The sequence below is a fragment of the Baekduia sp. genome (assembly GCF_035685985.1).
Taxonomy (GTDB): Bacteria; Actinomycetota; Thermoleophilia; order Solirubrobacterales; family Solirubrobacteraceae; genus Baekduia.
In genome coordinates, this window is the sequence record NZ_DASRZV010000031.1 from 12411 (window position 1) to 36208 (window position 23798).

Annotated in this window: 21 protein-coding genes and 1 riboswitch; of the genes, 17 read left to right on the forward strand and 4 right to left on the reverse strand. The window is 74.0% G+C overall.

Annotated features, from left to right (window positions below):
* The first annotated feature begins 33 nt into the window (after positions 1-33).
* The 14 genes from VFG42_RS20845 to VFG42_RS20910 all read left to right on the forward strand — a co-directional run bounded on the left by VFG42_RS20845 (position 34) and on the right by VFG42_RS20910 (position 16749).
* Entirely contained in the window at positions 34-2745 is a 2712-nt protein-coding gene (locus VFG42_RS20845; protein WP_324910730.1) for a DNA translocase FtsK, read from the forward strand.
* A 16-nt stretch (positions 2746-2761) separates the two neighbouring features.
* Positions 2762-3586 carry a helix-turn-helix domain-containing protein gene (locus VFG42_RS20850; protein ID WP_324910731.1) on the forward strand — a complete coding sequence of 275 codons (825 nt, stop codon included), beginning with the start codon at positions 2762-2764 and terminating at the stop codon, positions 3584-3586.
* Between the two features lie 7 nt (positions 3587-3593).
* Complete coding sequence (locus VFG42_RS20855) at positions 3594-4889, forward strand: competence/damage-inducible protein A (protein ID WP_324910732.1); 1296 nt, start codon at positions 3594-3596, stop codon at positions 4887-4889.
* Between the two features lie 19 nt (positions 4890-4908).
* Positions 4909-5457, forward strand: coding sequence for an RNA 2',3'-cyclic phosphodiesterase (gene thpR, locus VFG42_RS20860; protein WP_324910733.1), 549 nt, complete (start codon positions 4909-4911; stop codon positions 5455-5457).
* Between the two features lie 127 nt (positions 5458-5584).
* Positions 5585-6703 carry a recombinase RecA gene (gene recA, locus VFG42_RS20865; protein WP_324910734.1) on the forward strand — a complete coding sequence of 373 codons (1119 nt, stop codon included), beginning with the start codon at positions 5585-5587 and terminating at the stop codon, positions 6701-6703.
* 11 nt (positions 6704-6714) lie between these two features.
* Entirely contained in the window at positions 6715-7215 is a 501-nt protein-coding gene (locus VFG42_RS20870; RefSeq protein ID WP_324910735.1) for a regulatory protein RecX, read from the forward strand.
* Positions 7216-7306: 91 nt separating this feature from the next.
* Positions 7307-8230: a PfkB family carbohydrate kinase gene (locus tag VFG42_RS20875; RefSeq protein ID WP_324910736.1), complete on the forward strand. Its 924-nt coding sequence runs from the start codon at positions 7307-7309 to the stop codon at positions 8228-8230.
* 65 nt (positions 8231-8295) lie between these two features.
* Positions 8296-8823, forward strand: coding sequence for a GNAT family N-acetyltransferase (locus VFG42_RS20880; RefSeq protein ID WP_324910737.1), 528 nt, complete (start codon positions 8296-8298; stop codon positions 8821-8823).
* 61 nt (positions 8824-8884) lie between these two features.
* A riboswitch (cyclic di-AMP (ydaO/yuaA leader) is annotated at positions 8885-9022 on the forward strand.
* Positions 9023-9043: 21 nt separating this feature from the next.
* A complete protein-coding gene (locus VFG42_RS20885; RefSeq protein WP_324910738.1) occupies positions 9044-10135 on the forward strand; it encodes a peptidoglycan-binding protein in 1092 nt (363 codons plus the stop codon).
* Between the two features lie 274 nt (positions 10136-10409).
* Positions 10410-11924 carry a ribonuclease Y gene (gene rny / locus VFG42_RS20890; protein ID WP_324910739.1) on the forward strand — a complete coding sequence of 505 codons (1515 nt, stop codon included), beginning with the start codon at positions 10410-10412 and terminating at the stop codon, positions 11922-11924.
* Between the two features lie 21 nt (positions 11925-11945).
* On the forward strand, positions 11946-13283 hold the full coding sequence (gene miaB, locus VFG42_RS20895) for a tRNA (N6-isopentenyl adenosine(37)-C2)-methylthiotransferase MiaB (RefSeq protein WP_324910740.1): 1338 nt from the start codon (positions 11946-11948) through the stop codon (positions 13281-13283).
* A 43-nt stretch (positions 13284-13326) separates the two neighbouring features.
* Positions 13327-14403 (forward strand): radical SAM protein, encoded by a 1077-nt coding sequence (locus VFG42_RS20900; RefSeq protein WP_324910741.1) that lies wholly within the window; start codon positions 13327-13329, stop codon positions 14401-14403.
* A 96-nt stretch (positions 14404-14499) separates the two neighbouring features.
* A complete protein-coding gene (locus tag VFG42_RS20905; protein WP_324910742.1) occupies positions 14500-15693 on the forward strand; it encodes a hypothetical protein in 1194 nt (397 codons plus the stop codon).
* Positions 15694-15855: 162 nt separating this feature from the next.
* Complete coding sequence (locus VFG42_RS20910) at positions 15856-16749, forward strand: mechanosensitive ion channel family protein (protein ID WP_324910743.1); 894 nt, start codon at positions 15856-15858, stop codon at positions 16747-16749.
* An 81-nt stretch (positions 16750-16830) separates the two neighbouring features.
* On the opposite strand, the gene VFG42_RS20915 is transcribed toward VFG42_RS20910, so the two are convergent.
* Positions 16831-17622, reverse strand: a complete 792-nt coding sequence (locus VFG42_RS20915) for an SDR family NAD(P)-dependent oxidoreductase (protein WP_324910744.1) — start codon at positions 17620-17622, stop codon at positions 16831-16833.
* Positions 17623-17754: 132 nt separating this feature from the next.
* On the opposite strand from VFG42_RS20915, the gene miaA reads away from it, so the two are divergent.
* Genes miaA through dapD form a run of 3 tightly spaced genes read left to right on the forward strand, consistent with a single transcriptional unit; the run spans position 17755 to position 20548 of the window.
* Positions 17755-18657, forward strand: a complete 903-nt coding sequence (gene miaA, locus VFG42_RS20920) for a tRNA (adenosine(37)-N6)-dimethylallyltransferase MiaA (RefSeq protein WP_324910745.1) — start codon at positions 17755-17757, stop codon at positions 18655-18657.
* A 12-nt stretch (positions 18658-18669) separates the two neighbouring features.
* Positions 18670-19524: a diaminopimelate epimerase gene (gene dapF, locus VFG42_RS20925; protein ID WP_324910746.1), complete on the forward strand. Its 855-nt coding sequence runs from the start codon at positions 18670-18672 to the stop codon at positions 19522-19524.
* Positions 19525-19540: 16 nt separating this feature from the next.
* The gene (gene dapD, locus VFG42_RS20930; protein WP_324910747.1) at positions 19541-20548 is read left to right on the forward strand and encodes a 2,3,4,5-tetrahydropyridine-2,6-dicarboxylate N-succinyltransferase; all 1008 of its coding nucleotides are present in this window, start codon (positions 19541-19543) and stop codon (positions 20546-20548) included.
* A 37-nt stretch (positions 20549-20585) separates the two neighbouring features.
* On the opposite strand, the gene VFG42_RS27560 is transcribed toward dapD, so the two are convergent.
* The 3 genes from VFG42_RS27560 to dapE all read right to left on the reverse strand — a co-directional run bounded on the left by VFG42_RS27560 (position 20586) and on the right by dapE (position 23719).
* A complete protein-coding gene (locus VFG42_RS27560; protein ID WP_324910748.1) occupies positions 20586-21311 on the reverse strand; it encodes a L,D-transpeptidase in 726 nt (241 codons plus the stop codon).
* Between the two features lie 225 nt (positions 21312-21536).
* Entirely contained in the window at positions 21537-22667 is a 1131-nt protein-coding gene (locus VFG42_RS20940) for a pyridoxal phosphate-dependent aminotransferase (RefSeq protein ID WP_324910749.1), read from the reverse strand.
* A complete protein-coding gene (gene dapE, locus VFG42_RS20945; protein WP_324910750.1) occupies positions 22658-23719 on the reverse strand; it encodes a succinyl-diaminopimelate desuccinylase in 1062 nt (353 codons plus the stop codon). The genes VFG42_RS20940 and dapE overlap by 10 nt, the downstream gene beginning before the upstream one ends.
* Positions 23720-23798 lie beyond the last annotated feature (79 nt).

The window sequence follows — 23798 nt, forward strand, 5'->3', positions numbered from 1 at the left end:
CGGCCCACCGCGTCGAAGGTGAGGGTCCGAGTTATGGCCACCACCCGCACGTCCGCACCGCGCAAGCGCAAGCCCGCGCCGAAGTCCAAGACCTCCACCGGCGCCGCCAAGCGCAAGCCGCCGGCCAAGCGCGGCGCGTCCTCGCGCACGCGCGCCCGGCGCTCGTCGGCGACGTGGGCGCCGCGGGTCCCCGTCATCGAGCAGCGCCACCTCGACCTCTTCGGCCTGGCGCTCGTCGCCTGCGGCGTCTTCCTCGCGTTCCCGCTGTACGCGGGCTGGGACGGCGGCCGCGCGGGCGACGGCGTCGTCGACGGGCTGGCGCTGCTGATCGGGCAGCTGCGCTACGTGGCGCCGATCGGCGTGATCGCGGCGGGCACGGTGATCGTCCTGCGGCCGGTGCTGCCGTCGGTGCGGCCGTTCAAGTCCGGCGGGATCTGCTTCACGCTCGCGCTGGCGCTGATGTTCTCGGCCGGGACGCTCGGCCTGGGCCCGGGCACGATCCGCCACGGCTACTGGGACCACGACTTCATCCGCGAGCGCGGCGGCTACCTCGGCGAGTCGCTGTTCTACGTCAGCCACACGCTGATCGGCTCGATCGGCACCCACATCTTCGCGCTGTTCCTGATGCTCGCCGGCGTCCTGCTGCTGACCGGCGCCTCGCTGGCCGGGATCCTGAAGGCCACGGGCGGGACCGTCGCCGAGTCCACGCGCGCGATCCGCGCCGCGCGGCCGGAGCCCGCCGCCGACCCGGAGCCGATCAAGGCCACGCGCACGCGCAAGCCGCGCGTGAAGGTCCCGGAGGGCGAGGACGACCTCGTCGTCAAGGCCACGCACGTCGAGGCGCCGTCGCTGGACGGCTCCGAGCGCTATCCGGACCTGTTCGGCGACGACCCCCAGCCCGACGACGTGCCGAAGGCCACCAAGGGCCGTAGGAAGAAGGACGCGCCGCCGCCCGAGGACGCCGAGTCGGGCGCCGACGCCGCGTCCGCGCCCGAGGTCGACGCGTTCGTCCCCGAGCCGGATCCGGAGCCCACGCCCGAGGAGGCCGCCAAGGACGCCGAGGTCGACGCCGCGGTCATGGCGACCGACGACCTGCCCGACATCGAGCAGCCGCTGGACGACGCCGAGCCCTACGAGCCCGGCCAGCTCGAGCTGCCCGGCACCCGTGGGGAGGGCGGCGAGGACGACGAGATCGAGTACGTCGTCCCGGACCCGCGCGTGCTGACGCGATCCTCCGCCGACCAGGTCCGCCCCGACACCTCGCAGAACGAGAAGACCGCCGCGTCGCTGGTCGAGGCGCTGTCGCACTTCAAGATCGACGCCCGCGTCGTCGGCACGGTCTCCGGCCCGCACATCACGCGCTACGAGCTGCGGCTGGCGCCGGGCGTGAAGATGTCGCGCGTCGCCCAGCTCAAGGACGACCTGGCCTACGCGTTGGCCGCCACCGAGATCCGCATCCTCGCGCCGATCCCGGGCAAGCAGGCCGTCGGCATCGAGGTCCCCAACCGCGACCGCCGCACGGTCCACCTCGGCGACGTCTTCCGCGCGCGCCCCGAGGGCTACTCGCCGCTGACCGTCTGGCTGGGCAAGGACGTCTCGGGCAAGGCGATCGGCGCCGACCTGGCCAAGATGCCGCACATCCTCGTGGCCGGCACGACGGGCGCGGGCAAGTCGGCCTGCATCAACGGCATGTTGTCGTCGATCCTGCTCAACGCCACGCCCGACGAGGCGCGGCTGGTCCTGGTCGACCCCAAGCAGGTCGAGCTGAACCACTACGAGGACGTCCCGCACCTGCTGACGCCGGTGATCACCTCTCCGCGTCAGGCCGCCAACGCGCTCCAGAACCTGGTGCGCGAGATGGAGTGGCGCTACGGGATCATGGCGATGAAGCGCACGCGCTCGCTCAACGAGCTGAACCGCGTGCGCGAGGAGGAGGGCGAGAAGCGCCTTCCCTACATCCTGTGCATCATCGACGAGCTGGCCGACCTGATGATGGTCGCGCCGGGCGACGTCGAGGACTCGATCATCCGGATCGCGCAGAAGGCCCGCGCGGTCGGCATCCACCTCGTGCTCGCGACGCAGTCGCCGCGCGTGGACGTCATCACCGGCATGATCAAGGCCAACGTCCCGTCGCGGATCGCGTTCGCGGTCTCGTCGCAGACCGACTCGCGCGTCATCCTCGACCAGAACGGCGCCGAGTCGCTGCTCGGCATGGGCGACATGCTGTTCTCGCCGGTCGGCTCCTCCAAGCTGCAGCGCATCCAGGGCGCGTTCATCGACGAGGGCCAGATCGCGCAGATCACCGAGTTCTGGGCGCGCCAGGGCGAGCCCGAGCTGCGCGCCGACCTCCTGGAGGAGGTCGAGGCCGAGGGCGCGGCCGACGAGGGCAAGGGCGATCGCGACGGGGAGGACCCCGACGAGGATCCGCTGCTGGCCGAGGCGATCGAGCTGGTGGTCGAGATGGGCACCGCGTCGACCTCGATGCTCCAGCGGCGCATGCGCCTCGGCTATACACGAGCCGGCCGAATGATGGACATGCTCGAGCGCCGCGGGGTCATCTCCGGCTACGAGGGGTCCAAGCCGCGCCAGGTCCTCATCACCGCCTCCGACCTTCCCCGGATGCTCGCGGCGCTCACCGAGCGCGGCGACATCCCGGCGGCCGCGGGGCCGTCGCCGGAGCCCGACGAGCCCTCGGCCGCGGCCTCGCCCGTGCCCGACGAGGAGCCCGGCGAGCAGGCTCCATAGACTGCGCCCCGAACGCATGCCGGAGATCGGGGCCACACTTCGCGAGGCGCGGATGCGCGCGCGCATCGACATCTCGGAGATCGAGGCCGAGACGAAGATCCGCGCCAAGTACCTGCGCGCGCTGGAGAACGAGGAATGGGGGCTGCTGCCCGGCCCCGCCTACGTGCGGTCGTTCCTGCGCACCTACGCCGAGGCGCTGGGGCTGGACGCCAAGCTGCTGCTGGAGGAGTACAAGCTCCGCCACGAGCGCCCGTCCGACCACGACCTGATGCCGATCGGGACGTCGCGACGGCGCGGACGGGGCGGAGGCGGGCCGATGCGCCCGCCGCGCGAGCCGCGCCGGATCCCGCCGGGGGCGCTGATCGCCGTCATCATCGTGCTGCTGCTGGCCGCGCTGGCCGCGCTCGGCCACTGGACCAACAACGGCGACGACAGCGGCGACGGCGGGAGCGCGGCGACGACCGCGACCGACCGCACGACCACGACGCGGGTGCCCGCGTCCTCGCGGACGACGACCACGAAGTCCTCCTCGTCCAAGAAGAAGTCGACCGCGTCCTCGTCGAAGATCGTGCGGGTGCAGCTGGTCGCGACCGGCACCGTGTTCGCCTGCCTGGTCGACTCCGAGGGCACCCAGCGGATCAAGGGCGTGACGCTCAACAACGGGCAGACCGCCGGGCCGTTCCGCTCGCGGTCGTTCCGGCTGCTGCTGGGCAACGGCAACGCGACGGTGCGCGTGGACGGCAAGGTCCGCAGCGTGCCGCGGAAGAGCCCGGTGGCGTTCCGCGTCGCCAAGGGCAAGTTCACGCAGGTCAACCCGGACTCCGTCCCCGACTGCGGATGAGGTGCCGATGAGCGCGCGCGCCGGGATCGTCGTCACGGGCACCGAGGTGCTCACCGGCCGCGTGACGGACCGCAACGGCCCGTGGCTGGCCGAGCGGCTGCGCGAGCTGGGCGTGGACGTCGCGCACAACGTGATCGTGGGCGACCGCGTCGACGACGTCCGCGACGCGCTGGGCTGGCTGGCGGGCGCCGGGATGGACCTCATCATCACCTCGGGCGGGCTCGGGCCGACCGAGGACGACCTGACCGCGCAGGTCGTCGCGGACTTCCAGGGTCGGCCGCTCGCGCTCGACGAGGCGCTCGAAGGCCGCATCTGGGCGATCCTCGAAGGGCTGATGGCGCGCTTCCCGGACCTCGACCAGGAGGCGATCCGGCGCTCGAACCGCAAGCAGGCGCTGGTGCCGGACGGCGCGACGGTGCTGGAGCCGGTCGGGACGGCGCCGGGGCTCGTGGTGCCGCCGTCGTCGGGATCCGGCGCCGGGCCGACGGTCGTCGTGCTGCCCGGGCCGCCGCGCGAGCTGCAGCCGATGTGGGGTTCCGCCGTGGAGACCGAGGCGTTCCGCGCCGCGGTGGGCGGCGCGACCATCTACCGCCAGCACATGATGCGGCTGTTCGGGATCCCGGAGTCGGAGATCGCCAACACGATGGTGCGGGCGCGCGAGGCCGGGATCGACCTGGACGCGCTGGAGATCACGACCTGCCTGCGGCGCGGCGAGGTCGAGGTCGTGACGCGCTACGAGCCGCCGCAGCAGGACGTCTACGACGCGTTCGCGGCGCTGGTCGCCGAGCGCCACCCGCGGGACCTGTTCTCCACGGACGGGACGTCGGTCGACCAGCAGGTCGCGGCGCTGCTGGCGGAGTCCGGCCGGACGGTGGCGACCGCCGAGTCGTGCACGGGCGGGCTCGTCGCGGGCCGGCTGACCGACCTGGCCGGGTCGTCGGCGTACGTCCTGGGCGGCGTGGTCGTCTACTCCAACGAGGCGAAGGCCCGGCTGGCGGGCGTCGACCCGGACGTCATCGAGCGCGTCGGCGCGGTGTCGGTGGAGGTCGCCGAGGCGCTGGCCGACGGCGCGCGGGCGGCCCTGGGCGCGGACGTGGGCGTCGGGATCACCGGCATCGCCGGCCCGGACGGCGGGTCCGACGAGAAGCCCGTCGGCACGGTGTGCTTCTCGGTGTCGACCGGCGACGGCGCGCGGATCACGCGCCGCCTGCGGCTGCCCGGCGGGCGGTTCGACGTCCGGGACCGCTCGACGACCGTGGCGCTGCACCTGATCCGCCGCGTCCTGCTCGGCCAGACGGACTAGCAACTAGCCTGGGGGCGGCATGTCCGCCCGTCTGTTCATCGCCGTCGCGTTGGGCGACGAGGATCGCCGGACGCTGATCGCCTGGGCCCGCGAGGCCGTCGGCGGCGATCGCGGGATGCGCGTGGTGGACGCCGAGCAGGTCCACCTGACGCTCGCGTTCCTCGGACACCGCCCGCTCGACGAGGTCGGGCCGCTGAGCGAGCTGGTGGAGTCCTTCGGCGGCCGGCCGATCCCGCCGCTGTCGACCGGCGCGGCGCTGTGGCTGTCGCCGCGCAAGCCGCACGTGCTGACGGTCGCGGTCCACGACGAGACGGGCGCGCTCGGGGCGCTGCACACGGCGGTCTGGGACGGGCTGGAGGAGCTGGGCTACGAGCGCGAGGAGCGGCGCTACCGTCCGCACCTGACGGTCGCGCGCGTGCGGCACGGCTGGAGCGCGCCGACGTCGATCGCGCTGCCGCCGACGCCGCGGCTGGACCTCGACGTGCGCGGCGTGACGCTGATGCGCTCGTTCCTCGGAGGTGGCCCGGCGCGCTACGAGGAGCTGGCCCACGGCACGCTGGGCGGCTGACTCGGGGCGCTGTTCCGGCGCTGCTCGCGCACGTTCCGGCACACGAACAGACGTACGGTTCGGTTCCGTCCGACCCACCCCGCACACTGCACTTCAGCTACTGCTTCGAGAGAGGTCTCTTACCGCCATGCCCGCTGCTACCCCCGACGAGAAGGCCCAGAAGGCGCGCGACACCGCGCTTGCCGGCGCGCTCACCCAGATCGAGCGCCAGTTCGGCAAGGGCACGATCATGCGCATGGGCGACGAAGGCGCCCAGGTGAAGGTCAACGCGATCCCCACGGGCGCGCTGTCGCTCGACCTCGCGCTCGGCATCGGCGGCATGCCGCGCGGCCGCATCGTCGAGGTGTTCGGCCCGGAGTCCTCCGGCAAGACGACGCTCGTCTACCACGTCATCGCCGAGGCCCAGCGCCTGGGCGGCGTGTGCGCGTTCATCGACGCCGAGCACGCGATGGACCCGCTGTACGCCCAGAGGATCGGCGTCGACATCGACGCGCTGCTGGTCTCGCAGCCCGACTACGGCGAGCAGGCGCTGGAGATCGCGGACATGCTCGTCCGCTCCGGCGCCGTCGACCTGGTCGCGGTCGACTCCGTCGCGGCGCTGACGCCGCGCGCCGAGCTGGAGGGCCAGATGGGCGACACGACGGTCGGCCTCCAGGCCCGCATGATGTCCCAGGCGATGCGCAAGCTCGCGGGCAACCTGAACCGCACGCAGACCATGTGCCTGTTCACGAACCAGATCCGCGAGAAGGTCGGCGTCATGTTCGGCTCGCCGGAGACGCAGCCGGGCGGTCGCGCGCTGAAGTTCTACAGCTCGCAGCGCCTCGACATCCGCCGGATCGAGACGCTGAAGGACGGCACCGAGGCCGTCGGCAACCGCGTCCGCGTCAAGGTCGTCAAGAACAAGGTCGCGGCGCCGTTCCGCCAGGCCGAGTTCGACATCGAGTTCGGCACCGGCATCTCGACGTCGGGCTGCATCCTGGACCTCGGGATCGAGCACAACATCGTGTCGAAGTCCGGGTCGTTCTTCTCCTACGGGGACGACCGCCTCGGTCAGGGCCGCAACAACGTCAAGAAGTTCCTCGACGAGCACGTCGAGATCCGCTCGGAGATCGAGGACAAGATCTACGCGGCGCTCGGCTTCAACCGCGATCTCGTCGCCGAGATCGACCGCGACGAGGTGCCCGAGGGCGTCGACCCGGCCACGGGCGAGATCAAGGCCGAGCGGGCGGCGGCGGCCACGGCCTGACGGGCCTCGCCGTGACGACCGCGGAACGGGCTCTCGACCCCGAAGCGCGTCTCCAGCACGCGCTGGATCTCAGCTACCGCTACCTCGGGTACCGCGACCGCACGGTGCTCGAGGTGCGGCGGCACCTGGAGTCCAAGCGCGTCGAGCCCGACACGATCGAGCAGACCGTCCAGGAGCTGCTCGACCAGGGCTACCTCGACGACGCGCGCTTCGCCCAGCGCTTCGTCGAGGACCGGCGCACGCTGGACCACTGGGGCAATGAGCGCATCGAGCGCAAGCTGATCGCCGCTGGCGTCGACGGCCCCACGATCGCCGCCGCGCTCCACACGCCGGACGCGATGACCGGCGAGTCGCACTCCGAGTTCGACACCGCGCTCGCCACGCTCTCGCGCCGCTTCCGCGTCCCGCCGGAGACCGACCGCGACCGCGACCGCGCGCTCGGCTTCCTGGTCCGCAAGGGCTACGAGCTGGAGCTGGCCTACGACGTGATCCGCGCCTACGGGCGCGGCTGAGAAGCGGGCCTCACCGCTGACGGCCGGACCGGCGAGCCGGTCGTCTCGGCCGCCTGACGCGGCGCTCCGCGCGGCGTCATCATCCGCGCCCATGAGCGCCGCCGTCGCGGACATCGTCGTGGTCGGGTCGGCGAACGTCGACCTCGTGATCGCGCTCTCGCGGCTGCCCGCGCCGGGGGAGACCGTGACTGGCGGGCGCCTGGCGCGCGAGATGGGCGGCAAGGGCGCCAACGCGGCGGTCGCCGCGGCGCGGCTGGGCGCGCGCGTCGCGCTGGTGGCCGCGGTCGGCGACGACGCCGACGGCGCGGCCGTCCGCGAGGACCTCGCCGCCCACGGCGTCGGGACGGCCGGCGTCGTGACGATCCCCGACGCCGCGACCGGCCTCGCCGCCGTGCTGGTCGACGACGCGGGGGAGAACGCGATCGCGGTCGCCTCGGGCGCGAACCTCGCGCTCGACGCGGCGGCCGTCCACGCGGGCCTGCGGGCCGCGACCGGCCCGGAGGCCGTCGTCGTGACCAACCTCGAGATCCCCGACGCCGCCGTCGCGGCCGTCGCCGAGCACTGCCGCGCCCACGACCTGCGCCTCGTGCTCGACCCGGGGCCGGCGCGGGCGCTGCCCGTCGCGGTCCTCTCGGCGGCCACGGTCGTCACGCCCAACCGCGGGGAGCTGGCGACGCTGCTCGGCGCCGACGGCACGCCTCGGGACCTGCTCGACGCCGGCGCGACCGCCGTCGCCGTCACGCTCGGCGCCGACGGCGTGGAGCTGCACGCCGCCGATCCGGCCGCGGGGTCGCCGGCCCGGATCCCGTCGTTCGCGGTCGACGCCGTCGACACGACCGGCGCCGGCGACGCCTTCGCGGCCGCGCTGGCGCTCGCGCTCCACGACGGCCTCGCGCTGCCGGACGCCGTCCGCTTCGCCGCCGCCACCGGCGCGCTGGCCACCCGCGCGCCCGGAGCCCGCGCCGCGCTGCCCGACCGCTCCACGGTCGCGGCGCTGCTGGCTGGCGGCGCCTGACGGCGGCGCGCGGCCGCGGCCCGCGCGCGCCCGCCCGGGCCGCGGCGCTAGCGTCTGCCCCGACCGTGCCCATCGACTTCGGCATCGACCGCATCGCCACCGCGCGCCTCGTCGGCCGCCGGCCCGAGCCCGGCGACCTCGCCGCCTACCAGCGGATCTGGACCGACCCGCGCGTCGACGAGGCGGCCTGGCCCGAGCACCTGCGGACCGCCGACCGCGCCGAGGCGATGCTCGACGACCAGCTCGCGCACTGGGAGCGGTGGGGCTTCGGGCCGTGGACGATGCTCCTCGACGGCGAGCCGATCGGCTACGCGGGCGTGCGCTACGACGAGGTCGCGGGGCGGCCCGAGGTCGAGGTGATGTGGTTCGTCGACGCCGACCACTGGGGCCAGGGATACGCCACCGAGCTGGCGCGCGAGGCGGTCCGCGTCGCCTTCGAGGTCCTCGAGCTGGACTCGGTGGTGGCCCAGACCACGCACGCCAACGCGGCCTCGCGCGCGGTGATGGAGAAGCTCGGGATGGCCTACGAGCGCGACGCGACGCACGCGGGCCTTCCGCACGCGATCTACCGTCTCAATCGCCCGGTGTCATAACGCGGACCGCAACTTGCAGCGTCGCCGCGAGTTCTGATCGCCGACATACCTGCACGCACAGGCCGAGTCCCGTCGTCTCAGCGACGGCGGGAGCGGGGGACCCAACCGGGCCGGCACGACCGCCGGCCCATGGGGCGAATCGCCGCCTTCCATCGCGGCGTAGCGCACACGCGCGAGCCCGTCAGCTCACCTCGTAGGCCGCCACCACCAGGAGCCAACGATGGACGCCGCCGACGCCCGGATCATCACGGACGACCGATTCGCGATCTTCGCCGACCCGCCCGGGGTCCGCGACCTCGCGCTTCCCGACTTGTGGGAGCGCTCCCTGAGCCGCTCGCGCCGCCGCCGCGAGGCCGCGGCCGCCAAGATCATCGCCCTGCCCAAGACCGCGACCGCCCGGATCTCCGCGGCGCTCATCGCGGCGGGCGTCGTGGGCCAGACCGGCCCGCTGCTGGGCGCCGCCCAGGCCGCGACGCCGACCACCACGACGTCGCACCTCTCGATCCGCGCGATCCAGCAGGCGCTCGGCCTCACCGCCGACGGCGTCATGGGCCCGCGGACGCTCAAGGCGATCAAGCGCTTCCAGCGCGCGCACGGGCTCGTCACCGACGGCATCGTCGGCCCGCTCACGCGGGCGGCGATGGCGGGCGGCGCGGGCTCCGCGTCGACCGCGTCGATCGGCGGGGCGTCGGGGATCGACCGGTCGGTGCCCGCGGGGACCGCGCGGGCGGTGCAGGAGAAGCTCGGCCTCGTCGCCGACGGCGTCTTCGGCCCGCAGACGCGCAACGCCGTCCGCGCCTTCCAGGCCGCCCACGGCCTCGAGGTCGACGGCGTGGTCGGCCCGGCGACGCTCGCCGCCCTCGGCGTGAGCGGGGAGGCCGCCACGACGCGGACCGTCAACGCCACCGACGCCGCGGAGACGACGACGTCGACGCCGGCGCCGGCGGGCTCCGGCGTCCAGGCCGCGGTCGCCGCCGCGATGTCGAAGGTCGGCTCGCCGTACTCCTACGGGTCGACCGGCCCGTCGTCGTTCGACTGCTCCGGGCTGACCTCGTGGGCCATGCGCCAGGCGGGCATCTCGATCCCGCGCACGAGCTTCGCCCAGTACGGGACCGGCACCGCGGTGTCGCGCTCCAACATCCAGGCGGGCGACCTGGTGTTCTTCAACACCGCCGGTCCGGGGGCCAGCGACGTCGGCCTCGCCACGGGCCCGACGACCGTCGTCTCGGCCACCACCCACGGGGTCATGAACCACGCGATCTTCGACTCCTACTGGGGCTCGCATTTCGTGGGCGCCAAGCGGGTCGCCTGATCGCGCGATCAGGCTGAGTGCAGGCGCGACGGCCCCGGTAATACGATCCGCGGCGAGCGCACGTCACACCGCAGGGTGCCCGAACCCCGTCCATAGAGCAGCGAACCCCGCCGCGCCGCGCCACCGCAGGACCCGAAGACCGGCGCGCCGCGGCACCGTAGGACCCGATCCCCAGCGCCCAACCGCGCCCGGCGGCCGCGACCACGCTTCCCGAACTCGCAGCATCGGAGACCAGCGTCCGCCTCCATCGGGCGCTGGGGAGAGGACACCCCACATGGAAACCCTGATCGGCGCGGCGCTCATCGGAGTCGCCATCGTGGTCGCGGCGCTCGTCTACGGACGGCAGAAGCCCGCCACGGTCACCGCCCTCACCGCGTCTCCCGGCCGCGGCGGGAGCACCGAGCCCGCGGCCGCCCCCGCGACCACGGCCGCGGCCGTCGTCGTGCCCGCCGGCCCGTCGCCCGAGGAGGCCGAGCTGACCCGTCGTGCCGCCGAGCTGGAGCGCACGGCCGCGCGAACACAGGCCTTCGAGGCCGCGCTGGACCGCCGCAGCGCCGACCTCGACCGCCGCGAGGCCGAGCTGGAGCGTCGCGACCAGCACCTCCGCGCCGAGGCCGCGTCGCTGGAGCGCCTGCGCGCCGAGCGCGAGACCGCGCTGGAGCGCGTCGCCGGGCTGAGCGCCGGCCAGGCCAAGCAGGCGCTGCTGAAGGACGTCGAGGACGACGCGCGCCACGACGCCGCGCGCGTCCTGCGGACCGTGGAAGAGGAGACCAAGCGCGACGCCGAGCGGCGCGTGCGGTCGATCCTGAGCGTCGCGATGCAGCGCCTGGCGGCGTCGCACGCGGCCGAGACGACCGTGAGCGTCGTCCAGCTGCCGTCCGACGACATGAAGGGCCGGATCATCGGCCGCGAGGGCCGCAACATCCGCGCGCTGGAGAACCTGACCGGCGTCGACTTCATCATCGACGACACGCCCAACGCGGTCGTGCTGAGCGCCTTCGACGGCGTCCGCCGCGAGGTCGCGCGCATGACGCTGGAGAAGCTGCTGCAGGACGGGCGCATCCACCCGGCGCGGATCGAGGAGACCTACTACCAGGCCAAGTCCGAGCTGGAGTCGCACATGGCCGCGGCGGGCGAGGAGGCGGTCTTCGAGGCCGGCGTCCAGGGCCTGGATCCCGAGCTGGTGAAGGTCCTCGGCCGCCTGAAGTTCCGCACGTCCTACGGCCAGAACGTCCTGGCGCACTCGGTCGAGTGCGCGCAGCTGGCCGCGCTGATGGCCGCCGAGCTGGGCGCGTCGGAGAAGACCGCGCGCCGCGCGGCGCTGCTGCACGACATCGGCAAGGCGGTCTCGCACGAGGTCGAGGGCCCGCACGCGATGGTCGGCGGCGACCTGGCCCGGCGCCACGGCGAGGCCGAGGCCGTCGCCCACGCGATGGAGGCCCATCACAACGAGGTCGAGCCGCAGACGGTCGAGGCCGTGATCGTGCAGGCGGCGGACGCGCTGTCCGGCGCGCGCCCGGGCGCGCGCGGCGAGTCGCTGGAGCAGTACGTCAAGCGGCTGCGCGACCTGGAGAAGCTCGCCACCCGCCACGACGGCGTCGACAAGGTGTACGCCATGCAGGCCGGGCGCGAGATCCGCGTGATCGTCGAGCCGGGCGTGATCAGCGACGACGGCGCGGGAGCGCTGGCGCGCAGGATCGCGCGGGAGATCGAGCAGGAGCTGGAGTACCCGGGGCAGATCAAGGTCACGGTGATCCGCGAGTCGCGGGCCGTGGACTACGCGAAGTAGGTCGGTACCCTCAGGCCCGCCGTGAGCAGCAAGACCTTCCACGTCACCACCTTCGGGTGCCAGATGAACGAGCACGACTCCGAGCGCATGAAGGGCATGCTCGGGTCGCTGGGGTACGCGGAGGCGTCCGATCAGGCCGACGCCGACCTCATCCTCTTCAACACGTGCTCGATCCGCGAGAAGGCCGACTCGCGCTTCATCGCCTACCTGCACCAGGCGGCGGCGCTGAAGCGGGCGCGCCGCGGCGAGGTCGTGATCGGCGTCGGCGGCTGCTGGGCGCAGTCGGTCAAGGACGAGGTCTTCCGGCAGTTCCCGTTCGTCGACGTGGCGTTCGGCCCGGGGCAGGTCCACAAGCTCGCGGAGTTCTTGACGTCAGACTCCTTGACCGCTCAGGGATTCTTCGAGTTCGAGGGCTTCACCGGTCACCTGCCCGCCGCGCGCGAGCGCGACTTCCAGGGCTGGGTGCAGATCTCGGCCGGGTGCAACATGAAGTGCTCGTACTGCATCGTGCCGTCGACGCGCGGCCGCCAGGTCGACCGCCCGCTGGACGAGCTGGTCGACGAGGTCCGCGAGATGGTCGCCGGCGGCGTGGTCGAGGTCACGCTGCTGGGGCAGAACGTCAACGCGTGGGGGCGGGCGATCCAGCCCACGTCGGCGCGCTCGTCGTTCGCCGAGCTGCTGCACGCGCTGGACGAGATCGAGGGCCTGAAGCGCATCCGCTACACGTCGCCGCACCCGCAGGACATGAAGGAGGACGTGGTGCTCGCGCACGCGACGCTGCCGTCCGTCATGCCGCACATGCACCTGCCGCTGCAGAGCGGGTCGTCGCGCGTGCTGAAGGCGATGCGCCGGACCTACTCGCGCGAGCGCTTCCTGGACCGCGTCGCGCTCATCCGCGAGCACAACCCCGACATCGCGCTGACGACCGACATCATCGTCGGGTTCCCGGGGGAGGCCGAGGCGGACTTCGAGGAGACCCTGGAGGTCTGCGAGGAGGTCGGCTTCGACGGCGCGTTCACCTTCATCTACTCGCCGCGGCGCGACACCGAGGCGGCGGAGCTCGTCGACGAGTTCGTGTCGCACGAGGTCGCGGTCGCCCGCATGGACCGCCTGGTCGAGGTCGTCCAGCGCCGGGCCAACGAGCGCGCCCAGCGCTTCGTCGGCCGCTCGATCGAGGTGCTGGTGGAGGGCCCGTCGCGCACGGACCCCTCCAAGCTCCGCGGCCGCTCCGCGCACGGCAAGACCGTGAACTTCACCGGCCTGGCGTCGCCCGGCGAGATCGTCCCGGTGGAGATCGTCGGCGCGACGTCGCAGACGCTGGCGGGCGAGATGTCGCTGCTGGCGCGCGCGTTGGCGTAACGCGCTTGGCGTTCCGCCTCCCCGCATGCGAACATGTGTTCGCATGCGCTGGGACAACCTGAAGATCGAAGCCGCGGAGGGCGCCCGACTGCCCGGCTACCGCGATCCGGCGACGGTTCGCACCTTCGACGCGCCCGAGGCCCTCCAGACCCGCTTCTACGAGATCCACGCCAAGTCGGCGCTCAACCGCGTCCCGGAGTCGTCGCGGATGCCGTTCCGCTGGACGATCAACCCGTACCGCGGATGCAGCCACGCGTGCGTGTACTGCTTCGCCCGCCCGACCCACAAGTACCTCGACTTCGACGCCGGGCGCGACTTCGAGCGCGAGATCGTCGTGAAGGTCAACGTGCCCGAGGTGCTGCGGGCCGAGCTGAAGCGCCCGTCGTGGAAGGGCGAGCACATCGCGATGGGCACGAACACCGACCCGTATCAGTGGGTCGAGGGGCGCTACCGGCTCATGCCCGGGATCTGGGAGGCGCTGCGCGACTTCCGCAACCCGTGCTCGGTGCTGACGAAGTCGCCGCTGCTGCTGCGCGACCTGCCGTTGTTGAAGGAGATCGCGGCGGTCACGGACATCGGCGCGAGCCTGAGCATCCCGATGATCGACGAGCGGGCGTGGCGGGCGTCGGAGCCGCACACGCCGAACCCGCGCGCGCGGCTGGAGGCGGTGGCGGAGCTCAACCGCAACGGGATCCCGACGGGCATCCTGGTCGCGCCGCTCATGCCGGGGATCAACGACGATCCCGAGCAGGTCGAGGAGATCGTCCAGGCGGCGATCGACGCGGGCGCCACGAGCATCGGCGGCATCGGCCTGCACCTGCGCGGCGAGGTGCGCGGCGTGTTCGTGGAGTGGCTGCGCTCCTACCGGCCGGACCTCGTCGACCGCTACGAGGAGCTGTACGCGCGCGGCGCGTACCTGCCGACGCCCGAGCGCGACCGGATCGCGCGGCTGCTGGTCGACGCCGGCGCGCCGGCGGCACGCCCGTTCCGGCGCGATCCCGCCGACGAGCGCCCGTTCGACCGGGCGTTCCGGCGGCAGATGGGGCCGCGGGCGCGGTCCGCGCCGGCCGCGCGGCACCGGCCCGATCCACCGTCGGCGATCCAGGAGGCCCTGTTCTGAAGATCGGCGCGGGAGGGCTGGTCAACAGCGCGGCGGGTCTGGTAGAAAGACACCGCTGTGTATGCGCTAGTGCTCAAAGATTATGACAGATCAGACATGGCGCGATTGACCGTTTCCTACAGCATTGCCTTCATCCCCGGGCTCCCGCGTCCGCTGGACCTGTCCGAGGTGATCGACGACGTCCTCGGCCTGTCGTCGCTCTCGTCCCAGCACACCGTCCACAAGCGGCCGGGCGAGCCGGACCGCCTCGACATCACCATGCCGGTCGAGGATCTTCCCACAGCCCTGGACGCCGCCGCAAAGGCCGCGGACGAGCTGACGCGGATCGGCGAGTCGCTGCTCGGGCTCGGCTTCGTCGTCGAGGAGCGCGCGATCCACATCGACGGGCTCCCGGACAACTGGGTGCCCGACACCTTCGACGGCGCCGGGACCCGCCATCACGCGCCGACCGCGCTGGACGCAGCCGCGCCGCTGCCCGACGAGCTGAACGACCCGCTCGGCGAGCTGTCGGACGAGGACCTGCGGCTCGACAACCTCCACACCTTCCCGGCCGCCGACGTCGAGCTGCCGCGGGACCTGCTCGCCGCCACCGAGCCGTTCGCCGCCGAGGGGGACGCGGCGCCGCCCGGCCGGGTCGAGACCCACGACCTGCTCGCGACCGCGCGCGCCCATCGCGAGGGCCACGATCCGGTGGGGCGGTCCCTGCGCGACCACCGCCACACGGTCGCGCGTCCGCCCGAGCCCGGGACGGCGCTCCGGCGTCGGGACCTGGCGCGGCAGGCCGTGGCGCCACCGCCGGCGGCGGGCGACGGTGGCGCGCGCGTCGGCGTCCACGAGCTGCGCGCCTACGCGCTGTTCGCCGTCGGCCTGGTCGCGGTCGTCGCGCCCTGGAGGCTCTCGGTGTCGACGGCGTCGATCGTCGCCCTGGCCGTCGGCGCCGCCGCGCTGGCCGCGGGCAGCGCGATCGTCTGGCCCGACGCGCGCTCGTTCACCGGCCGCATCGCGCTGACCGGGACCGTGACGCTCGCGTTCGTCCTCGCGTTCGCCTCCGCCTACGCGATCTGCGCCGACGAGGGCGACCTGCGCGGCACGGGGAACGGCGCCGCGACCGTCGGCCAATCCCTCTCGGGGGCGGTCAGCCTCGGCGCCTCGTCCGGCCTCAGCCTCGGGCCCGGCGCGCACGCGGTCGCCTACGCCGAGCGGCTCCTCGTGCTGCTGGCGCTCGTCGGCGCCGGGGCGCACGTCGTCCGGACCGCGCCGGCGCGCTCGGCCCGCCGCGACACGCGGTAGCGCCCGCGCCGGCGCCCGCCCGACCGCTCGGCCACGAACCGAGTTGTCCGCATGCCGCCGTTTTCCGGACCGTGTGAGGGGCATCACACAGACGAGCAGGATCGTCCCGACCGTGGAAGGACCGCTCGTATTCCCCGTCCCGAAGTCCCTCGCAAGGAGCCCATGAAGCGCCTGTTGGAGACCCGCAGCCACTCTTGGAGAGAGGCAGGACTGGCCCGGCAACTGAGCTCCCGCGCGGTCAAGCGCGCGCGGATCCAGACGCTGATCCTGCTGCCGATGATCGCCGGCGTCCTGGTGGTGTACTCCTATCGCCGGCAGATCTTCGGCATCGACGAGCCGGTCCGGGTCGCCACCGTGATCGCGCTCGTCGCGCTCGGCTGGCAGTTCGCGCGCGACCTCGGCCGCGCCGCCGGCCCGACGCTCTTTCGCCGGCTCGATCCCGGCACCGCGGGCACCGTCGGCTTCCTGGTGCGGTTCTTCACGATCGTCCTCGCGGTGCTCGTCGCGCTGCGGGTCGCGGGGCTGAACCCGCAGACGCTCGCCGTCGGCGGCGCGTTCACCGCGGTCATCCTCGGCCTCGCCGCCCAGCAGACGTTCGGGAACCTCTTCGCGGGCCTCGTGCTGCTGAGCGCGCGGCCGTTCCGCGTCGGCGATCGCGTCCAGCTCCAGGGCGGCGGGCTGGCGGGCCACATCGTCGGCGTCGTCTCGTCGCTCGGCCTGTTGTACACCACCTTCTCTGACGGCGAGAACCAGATCATGGTCCCCAACAACGTCGTGCTCGCGGTCGCCGTCATCCCGCTGCACGAGCCGGCCGGCATCGACCTCCGCGCGCGCCTGCGGCCGGGCGTCACGCCGGTGGACATCGAGACGCTCCTGCGCGAGACGATCGAGACCCCGATGCGCGACAAGCCCCGCGTCGCGCTGGAGGAGATCGACGGCGACGAGACCGTCGTGCGCATCGGCGTCTCGCCGCTGGACCCCACCGAGGGCGCGCGGCTGTCGTCGGAGGTCCTGCACGCCCTGGCCGCCGAGACGCGCCGGGCGGAAGCGGCCTGAGCGTTGGGGGCGCCGCGCTCGCGCCACGCGCCGTGCCCCGATCGCGCCGCGCCCAGCGTGGCGCGCGCCGCGCGCCAACGCCTACCGCTTCGACGCCTGCCCGTTCACGAGCTGCTCGGCGACCTTGTCGCCCCCGAGCCGCTTGGCGACCTTCGCCGACAGCTCGGGCGCGAGCTGGGCGAAGGCGGTGCCCGCGCGCATGCCGACGGGCGCGACGTCGATCTCGCCGCGGTCGTTCTTGATGGCCTTGAGGACGGCGGCGGCGACCTGCTCGGGCGTCGAGGTGCCGACGCCCTTGGGCAGCTTCGCGCCCGACTCGTGGAACATGCCCGCGTCGCGGATGAAGCCGGGGAAGACGACGCTCACGCCGACGCCGCGCGGGGCCAGGTCGCCGCGCAGGCCCTGGCCGAAGCCGCGCAGGCCGAACTTCGTCGCGCTGTAGATCGACGACGCGGCCTGGCCGGACTTCCCGCTCAGCGACGAGATCAGCACGATGTGGCCGCGGCCGCGCGCCGCCATCCGCTCGCCGAGCACGCGCGACAGGACGATCGGCGCGCGCAGGTTGACCTCCAGCGCCCGGTCGATCTGGTCGACGCGGAAGTCCAGCGCGTCGCCCGACGCCGGCAGCGCCGCGTTGGCGATCAGGACGTCCACGTCGCCGGCCTCGTCCAGCAGCCGATCGACCGCGGCGCGATCCGACAGGTCGACCGCCGTCGCCCGCCCGCCGACCTCGGCGGCCAGCGGCTCGAGCACGTCGGTCCGCCGTCCGGTCAGCAGCAGCGACGCGCCCTCCGCGCGCACCGCTCGCGCGATCGCGTGGCCGATGCCGCCCGTGGCACCGGTGAGCAGGACTGACGTTCCGTTGAGCTCCATGCGCGGCACTCTCGCACACGCGGCGCCGAAGGATGGAAGGGCGGAAGGGCGGGACGGCGGAAGGACGGAAGGCGGGACCGCGGGGCGGCGGGACGCCAGGACAGCCCGCGGGTCCGCGACACTGTCCGCTCGATGCCCGAGATCCTCGCCCTCTTCGGCCCGACCGGGGTCGGGAAGACCGCGGTCGCCCTGGCCGTCGCCGACCGCCTGCGCGCCCGGGGCGAGCGGCCGGTCGCCGTCTCCGCCGACGCGCTGCAGGTCTACCGCGGCCTGGAGGTCCTCACCGGCGCGGCCGACGTGGCCGAGCAGGCGCGGCTCGAGCACCGCATGATCTCGATCCTGCCGGTCACCGCGCGCTTCAGCGTCGCCGAGTACGCGGAGCGCGCCCACCGCGAGATCGACGCGATCCTGCACGACGGCGGCACGCCGATCGTCGTCGGCGGCACCGGCCTCTACCTGCGCGCCGCGCTGGCCGACCTCGACCTCAAGCCCCCGCCCGCGCCCGGCGTGCGCGAGCGGTTGATGGAGGAGTTGGAGATGCAGGGCGCCGCGGTGATGCACGCGCGCCTGGCCGACCGCGCGCCCGAGATCGCGAAGGCGATCGACCCCGGCGACCGCCACCGCATCGTCCGCGCGCTGGAGCTCGACGCCCAGGGCGCGCTCGACGAGGCCCCGCCGCGCGCCAGCCGGCTGTGGACGTCCGACACGCGCCACCCGACGCGCCTGCTCGCGCTCACGCTCGATCGCGAGCGGCTCAAGCGCCAGATCGACGCGCGCGTCGACGCGATGGTCGCCGCCGGGGCGCGCGAGGAGGTCCTGGCCGCGCGGGCCGCGGGCGCGAGCGAGACCGCCCGCAAGGCCCTGGGCTTCGCCGAGCTGCTCCAGGGCGACGTGGAGGCCATGAAGACCCGCACCCGCCAGTACGCGCGCCGTCAGCTCACGTGGCTGCGCAAGCTCCCGTCGCCGCCCGTGGAGCCGATCGACGCCACCGGGCGCGAGCCCGACGAGATCGCGGCCGCGATCCTCGGCGGATAGCGTCCCACCACGATGCGCTTCCAGAAGTGGCAGGCCCTCGGCAACGACTACATCATCATCGAGCGCGACGCGCTGCCGTTCGCGCTGACGCCGCCGCGCATCCAGCGCATCTGCGACTACCACCTCGGCATCGGCGGCGACGGGATCCTGCACCTGGAGCCCGCCGACGAGCCCGGCTTCGTCGCGCGCCTGCGGATCTTCAACCCCGACGGCTCCGAGGCCGAGCTGTCGGGCAACGGCGCGCGCGAGGCGGTCATGTACCTGCACGCCGCCGGCTGGACCGACCAGCGCCAGTTCTCGATCCAGACCGCCGCCGGCGAGATCCGCCCGACGATCCACGACGACCGCACCTGCACGCTGGACATGGGCCGCGCGCGCCTGACCAGCGGCGACTACCCGGGCGGCGCCGACGACGGCCTCGGCGAGCTGACCACCGAGGACGGGACGACGTGGCGCTTCCAGCACGTCCAGGTCGGCAACCCGCAGTGCGCGATCCACGTGCCGGACGCCGACGCGCTCGAAGCCCTACAACTCGACCGGGTCGGCCCCGGCATCGAGCACCACGCCGCGTTCCCCAACCGCACCAACGTGTCGTTCTTCCGCGCGCTGGCGCCCGACCGCGTCCGCGCGCGGATCTTCGAGCGCGGCGTGGGGGAGACGAGCGCGTCGGGCACCGGCGCGTCCGGCGCCGCGATCGCCCACGTGCTGCGCGGCGGCGACACGCCGGTCACCGTCGTCCTCGACGGCGGCGAGCTGCGGGTCGACGTCGACGAGTCCCTGCTGTTCACGCTCACCGGCTGGGCGGTCCCGGTCTACGCCGGCGAGGCCAGCGCGGCGCTGCTGGCCGACCTCGAAGCGCTCGCGTGACCTATCGTCCAGCCCGATGACGACGACGCAGCCCCTCTCCGGCCCGGCCTGGGCCGTCGGCCTGGCCACGACGACCGTCCCCGGCGGCAAGGTGCTCGACACCTTCTACCTGGAGCCGCACCTCGGCCTCGACGGCGCGCCGGCCAACGCGCCCGAGAGCGGCACCCGCCTGCTGAAGGGCCCGGCGGAGGCGACCGACCTCGGCGGCGGCGCGTTCACCGGCTCGGTCGGCGCCGACGACCTGCGCGGCGTCACCGTCACGCCCGTCCTGACCGTCATCGCCGACCTCGCCGCGCCGCCGCGGGACACGCACGACGCCTACCTGCGCCTGCACCTGCTCAGCCACCGCCTCGCCGCCCCCAACTCCATCAACCTGGACGGGATCTTCGGCGTGCTGCCGAACGTCGCGTGGACCAACCGCGGCCCGGTCGACCCCGCCGACCTGCCCGCCGTCCGCCTGCGCGCCCGCGCGCTGGACCGCCCGCTGCACGTCACGTCGGTGGACAAGTTCCCGCAGATGACCGACTACGTCGCGCCCGCCGGCGTCCGGATCGCCGACGCGCGCCGCGTCCGCCTCGGCGCGCACCTGGCCGACGGCACGACGGTCATGCACGAGGGCTTCGTGAACTTCAACGCGGGCACGCTCGGCCACTCGATGGTCGAGGGCCGCATCAGCCAGGGCGTCGTCGTCGGCGACGGCAGCGACGTCGGCGGCGGCGCCTCGATCATGGGCACGCTCAGCGGCGGCGGCAAGGACATCATCTCGATCGGGACCGGCTGCCTGCTGGGCGCCAACGCCGGGCTCGGCATCTCGCTGGGCGACGGCTGCGTCGTCGAAGCCGGCCTCTACGTCACCGGCGGCACGGTCGTCACCACGCCCGAGGGCGAGACCGTCAAGGCGCGCGAGCTGAGCGGCAGCGACAACCTGCTGTTCCGGCGCAACTCGGTCTCCGGCGCGGTCGAGGTCCTGCCGCGCACCGGGACGTGGGGCGGCCTGAACGCCGCGCTGCACAGCAACGCCTAGTGTCACGACACCAGTCGTCGCGCTCCGAAAGCGACCCCTAGCGGATCGTCACCGGGACGCCCGCCTGCAGGTGGCGGGCCATCCACCGGATCAGCGCGTTCGTCACGCGCACGCACCCGTGCGAGCGCGCGGTCCCGAGCGGGTCGCTCAGCGACGCGCCGCCGCGGCCGTGGATCGCCACCCGGCCGGGGCCGCCGTCGAACTGCTGGTAAGTGCCGGAGAACGCGGTGATCGCCAGCACCCACGGCCCGACGAACTCGTCGGCCGACCGCTGGGCGACGCGCTCGGAGATCGCGAACTCGCCCGCGGGCGTCGGGCTGCGCGGCGCGCCGACCACGACCCGCGCCGACCGCACGGGGCGGCCGCCGCGGGTGATCGTCAGCCGGCGCGCGCGGCGGTCCACGTAGACGTGCCAGCGCGTGCGCAGCAGCACGACGCGATCGGCGGCGACCCACACGGCCGCGCCGTTGGGACGCTCGGGCAGCAGCACGCGCACGAACCAGCGCCCGTCCAGCTCGCGGCGATCGACGACCCGCAGCTGCGTCTGGCCGTGGGCCAGCGGCGCGACCGCGGCGATCGTCCGCGTCGCCGGGCCGTCCAGCCGCGGCCGCGCCGGGGTCGGGGCGACGACGCGGGCGATGTTGGCCTCCGCGAGGGCGGGCGGCGGGGCGTCGGCCGGCGCCGGCGTGGCTGACCCCGCCGCGCCCGCCGCAACAGGAACGGCGAGCGCGACGAGGAGGGGTCCGAGGGCGAGGGACCGCACCGGCGTTCCTCAGCCGGTCATGCCGGAACGGTGGTCCGCCGTCGACGTGGCCCGGCGCACCGCCACCTTCGGCTCGCCCTCGGCGGGCGGAGCGAAGGGGACCGCGTGGCGCGATCGGCGCGGCGCGGCAGGAAGAGGCAGGACCATCACGCTGGAAATCGGTACGGAAAGATACGGCTTCCAGGCGACTGGACGCTCGTACGAGCGCCCTCGCGGTCCGGCGTCCTACGGCTTGAGGCGGCGCGCCGCCTCGGCGCAGGCCTCGGGCGTGGGGACGAGCGCGAAGCGCACGTGCCCGGCGCCGCCCGGGCCGAAGAACGAGCCGGGCGCGCAGACGACGCCGTGCTCGAGCAGGCGCACGGCGCACGCCTCCTCGTCCTCGCCGTCAGGGGTCCGCAACCACAGGAAGAACGTGCCGTCGCCGCCGGCGTCGGCGAAGCCCGCGTCCTGCAGCGCCGGCCACAGGAGGTCGCGCTTCTCGCGGTAGCGGGCGCGGACCGCCTCGACGTGGGGCTCGTCGTCCCAGGCGGCGACCGACGCGAGCTGGACGAACTCCTGCGGCGCGACGCCGACGTTGGGGCGGTACCTCTTGAGCGCGGCGATCAGCGTCGGGTCGCCCGCGACGAAGCCGCTGCGATAGCCCGGCATCGACGAGCGCTTGGACAAGGTGTTGACGGCGACGACGTTGGTGAGGTCCTCGAGCTGGAGCGCGCTCACGGGCGCGTCGCCGGCCAGCCAGATCTCGCTGTAGGCCTCGTCGCAGGCCAGGACGAAGTCGTGCTCGCGGGCCAGCGCCGCGGCGCGCTCCAACAGCTCCGGTGGCGCCACGGCGCCGGTCGGGTTGTTGGGGAAGTTGAGCCACAGCAGCCCGAGGCGGCGCAGCGTCGCGGGATCGAGCGCGTCGAGGTCCGGCAGCCAGCCGCTCGCCGGGTCCAGCGGCAGCTCGACGACCTCGCGGCCGGCGAACAGCGCGCCGCGCGCGCCGACCGGGTAGCCGGGCGTGGTCACCGCGACCGCCTCGCCGCCGAGGACCTCGGCGAGGTGGAACACGACCTCCTTGGACCCCAGCGTGGGGACGACCTGCGTGGAGGGATCGACCGCGACGCCGAAGCGGCGGGCGATCCAGCGCGCGACGGCCTCGCGCAGCGCGGGCAGCCCGTCGGCCTTCGGGTAGGTCGACACCGGCGCCAGCGACGCGGCCAAGGCCTCGCGGATGAACGCCGGCGTCTCCTCGCGCGGCTCGCCGATCCCGAAGTCGATCAGCTCGATCCCGCGCGCGACCGCCGCGGCCTTGGCCTCGTCCAGGCGGACGAAGGGGTAGGTGCCGAGCGCGTCGAGGACCGGGTTCAGCCGCACAGGAAGCGCTCCAGGATCGTGTAGGACTCGACCAGCGCCGCGACCTCGACCTGCTCGTCGCGGCGGTGCGCGAAGCGCGGCGCGCCCGGACCGAAGTTGATGGCGTCGACGCCGACCGCGGCCAGCTCGGCCACCGGCGTCCAGGCCTGCTTGGGCGCGACGGTCAGCCCGTCGCCCGCCGCCACGAGCTTCGACACAAGGGCATGGCCAACGTCCGGCACCGCGCCCGACGGCGCGTTGCCGTCGACGCGCAGCTCGCCGTGGGGCTCGCACAGCGCGCGCAGCTTGGCCTCGGCCTCCGCGGCGCTCGTGCCGGGCGCGTAGCGCATGTTGACCTCCACGACGCACGCGTCGGGCACGACGTTGCGCGCGACGCCGCCGTGGACGGTGACCGCGCTGACGACCTCGCGGAAGACGAGCCCCGCGAACTCGTGGTCGACCGGCTCCAGCTCGGCCAGCGCGGCGATCCCGCGCCCGGCCCGGTGGATCGCGTTGTCGGCCAGCCACGGGCGCGCGCTGTGGCCCGCGACGCCGCGGAACGTCCACGTCGCGTTGATGTTCCCGACGCAGCCGGCGTGGATCTCGTTGGACGTCGGCTCCATCACGATCGCCAGGTCGGCGGTCGCCAGGCCGGGCTCGCGCGCCAGCAGCGGCGTCAGCGCGCTGTCGCCGAAGGGCAGCTCCTCGCGGCCGAAGAAGACGAAGCCGACGTCGACGCTCGCGTCCAGCTCCGCGCGCGCCAGCTCGACCATGACGCCGACGCCGGCCTTCATGTCGGCGCTGCCCAGGCCGTGGACGACCGCGCCGTCCTCGGAGCGGTGGCCGGGGAAGTTGCCCTGCGCGGGGACGGTGTCGAGGTGGCCGGCGAAGAGGACGAGCGGACGCTCGCGCCTCTCGGTGACGCCGGCCAGCACGCAGGTGTCGCCCGCGTCGCGCGCGCCCGGCACCCGGTCGAGCACGTAGGCCACCGCCTCGGCCTCCGAGTGGGACTCGGACGGGACGTCGACCAGCTCCAGGACGCGATCGGCGAGGCGGTCGGCGAGATCGGGCATCGAGGCCGCCACGCTATCGATCCGGACGCCCGCTAGGTTGGCGGCACGGTGCGGTACCGCGGCTGCTATTGCGGCCCGC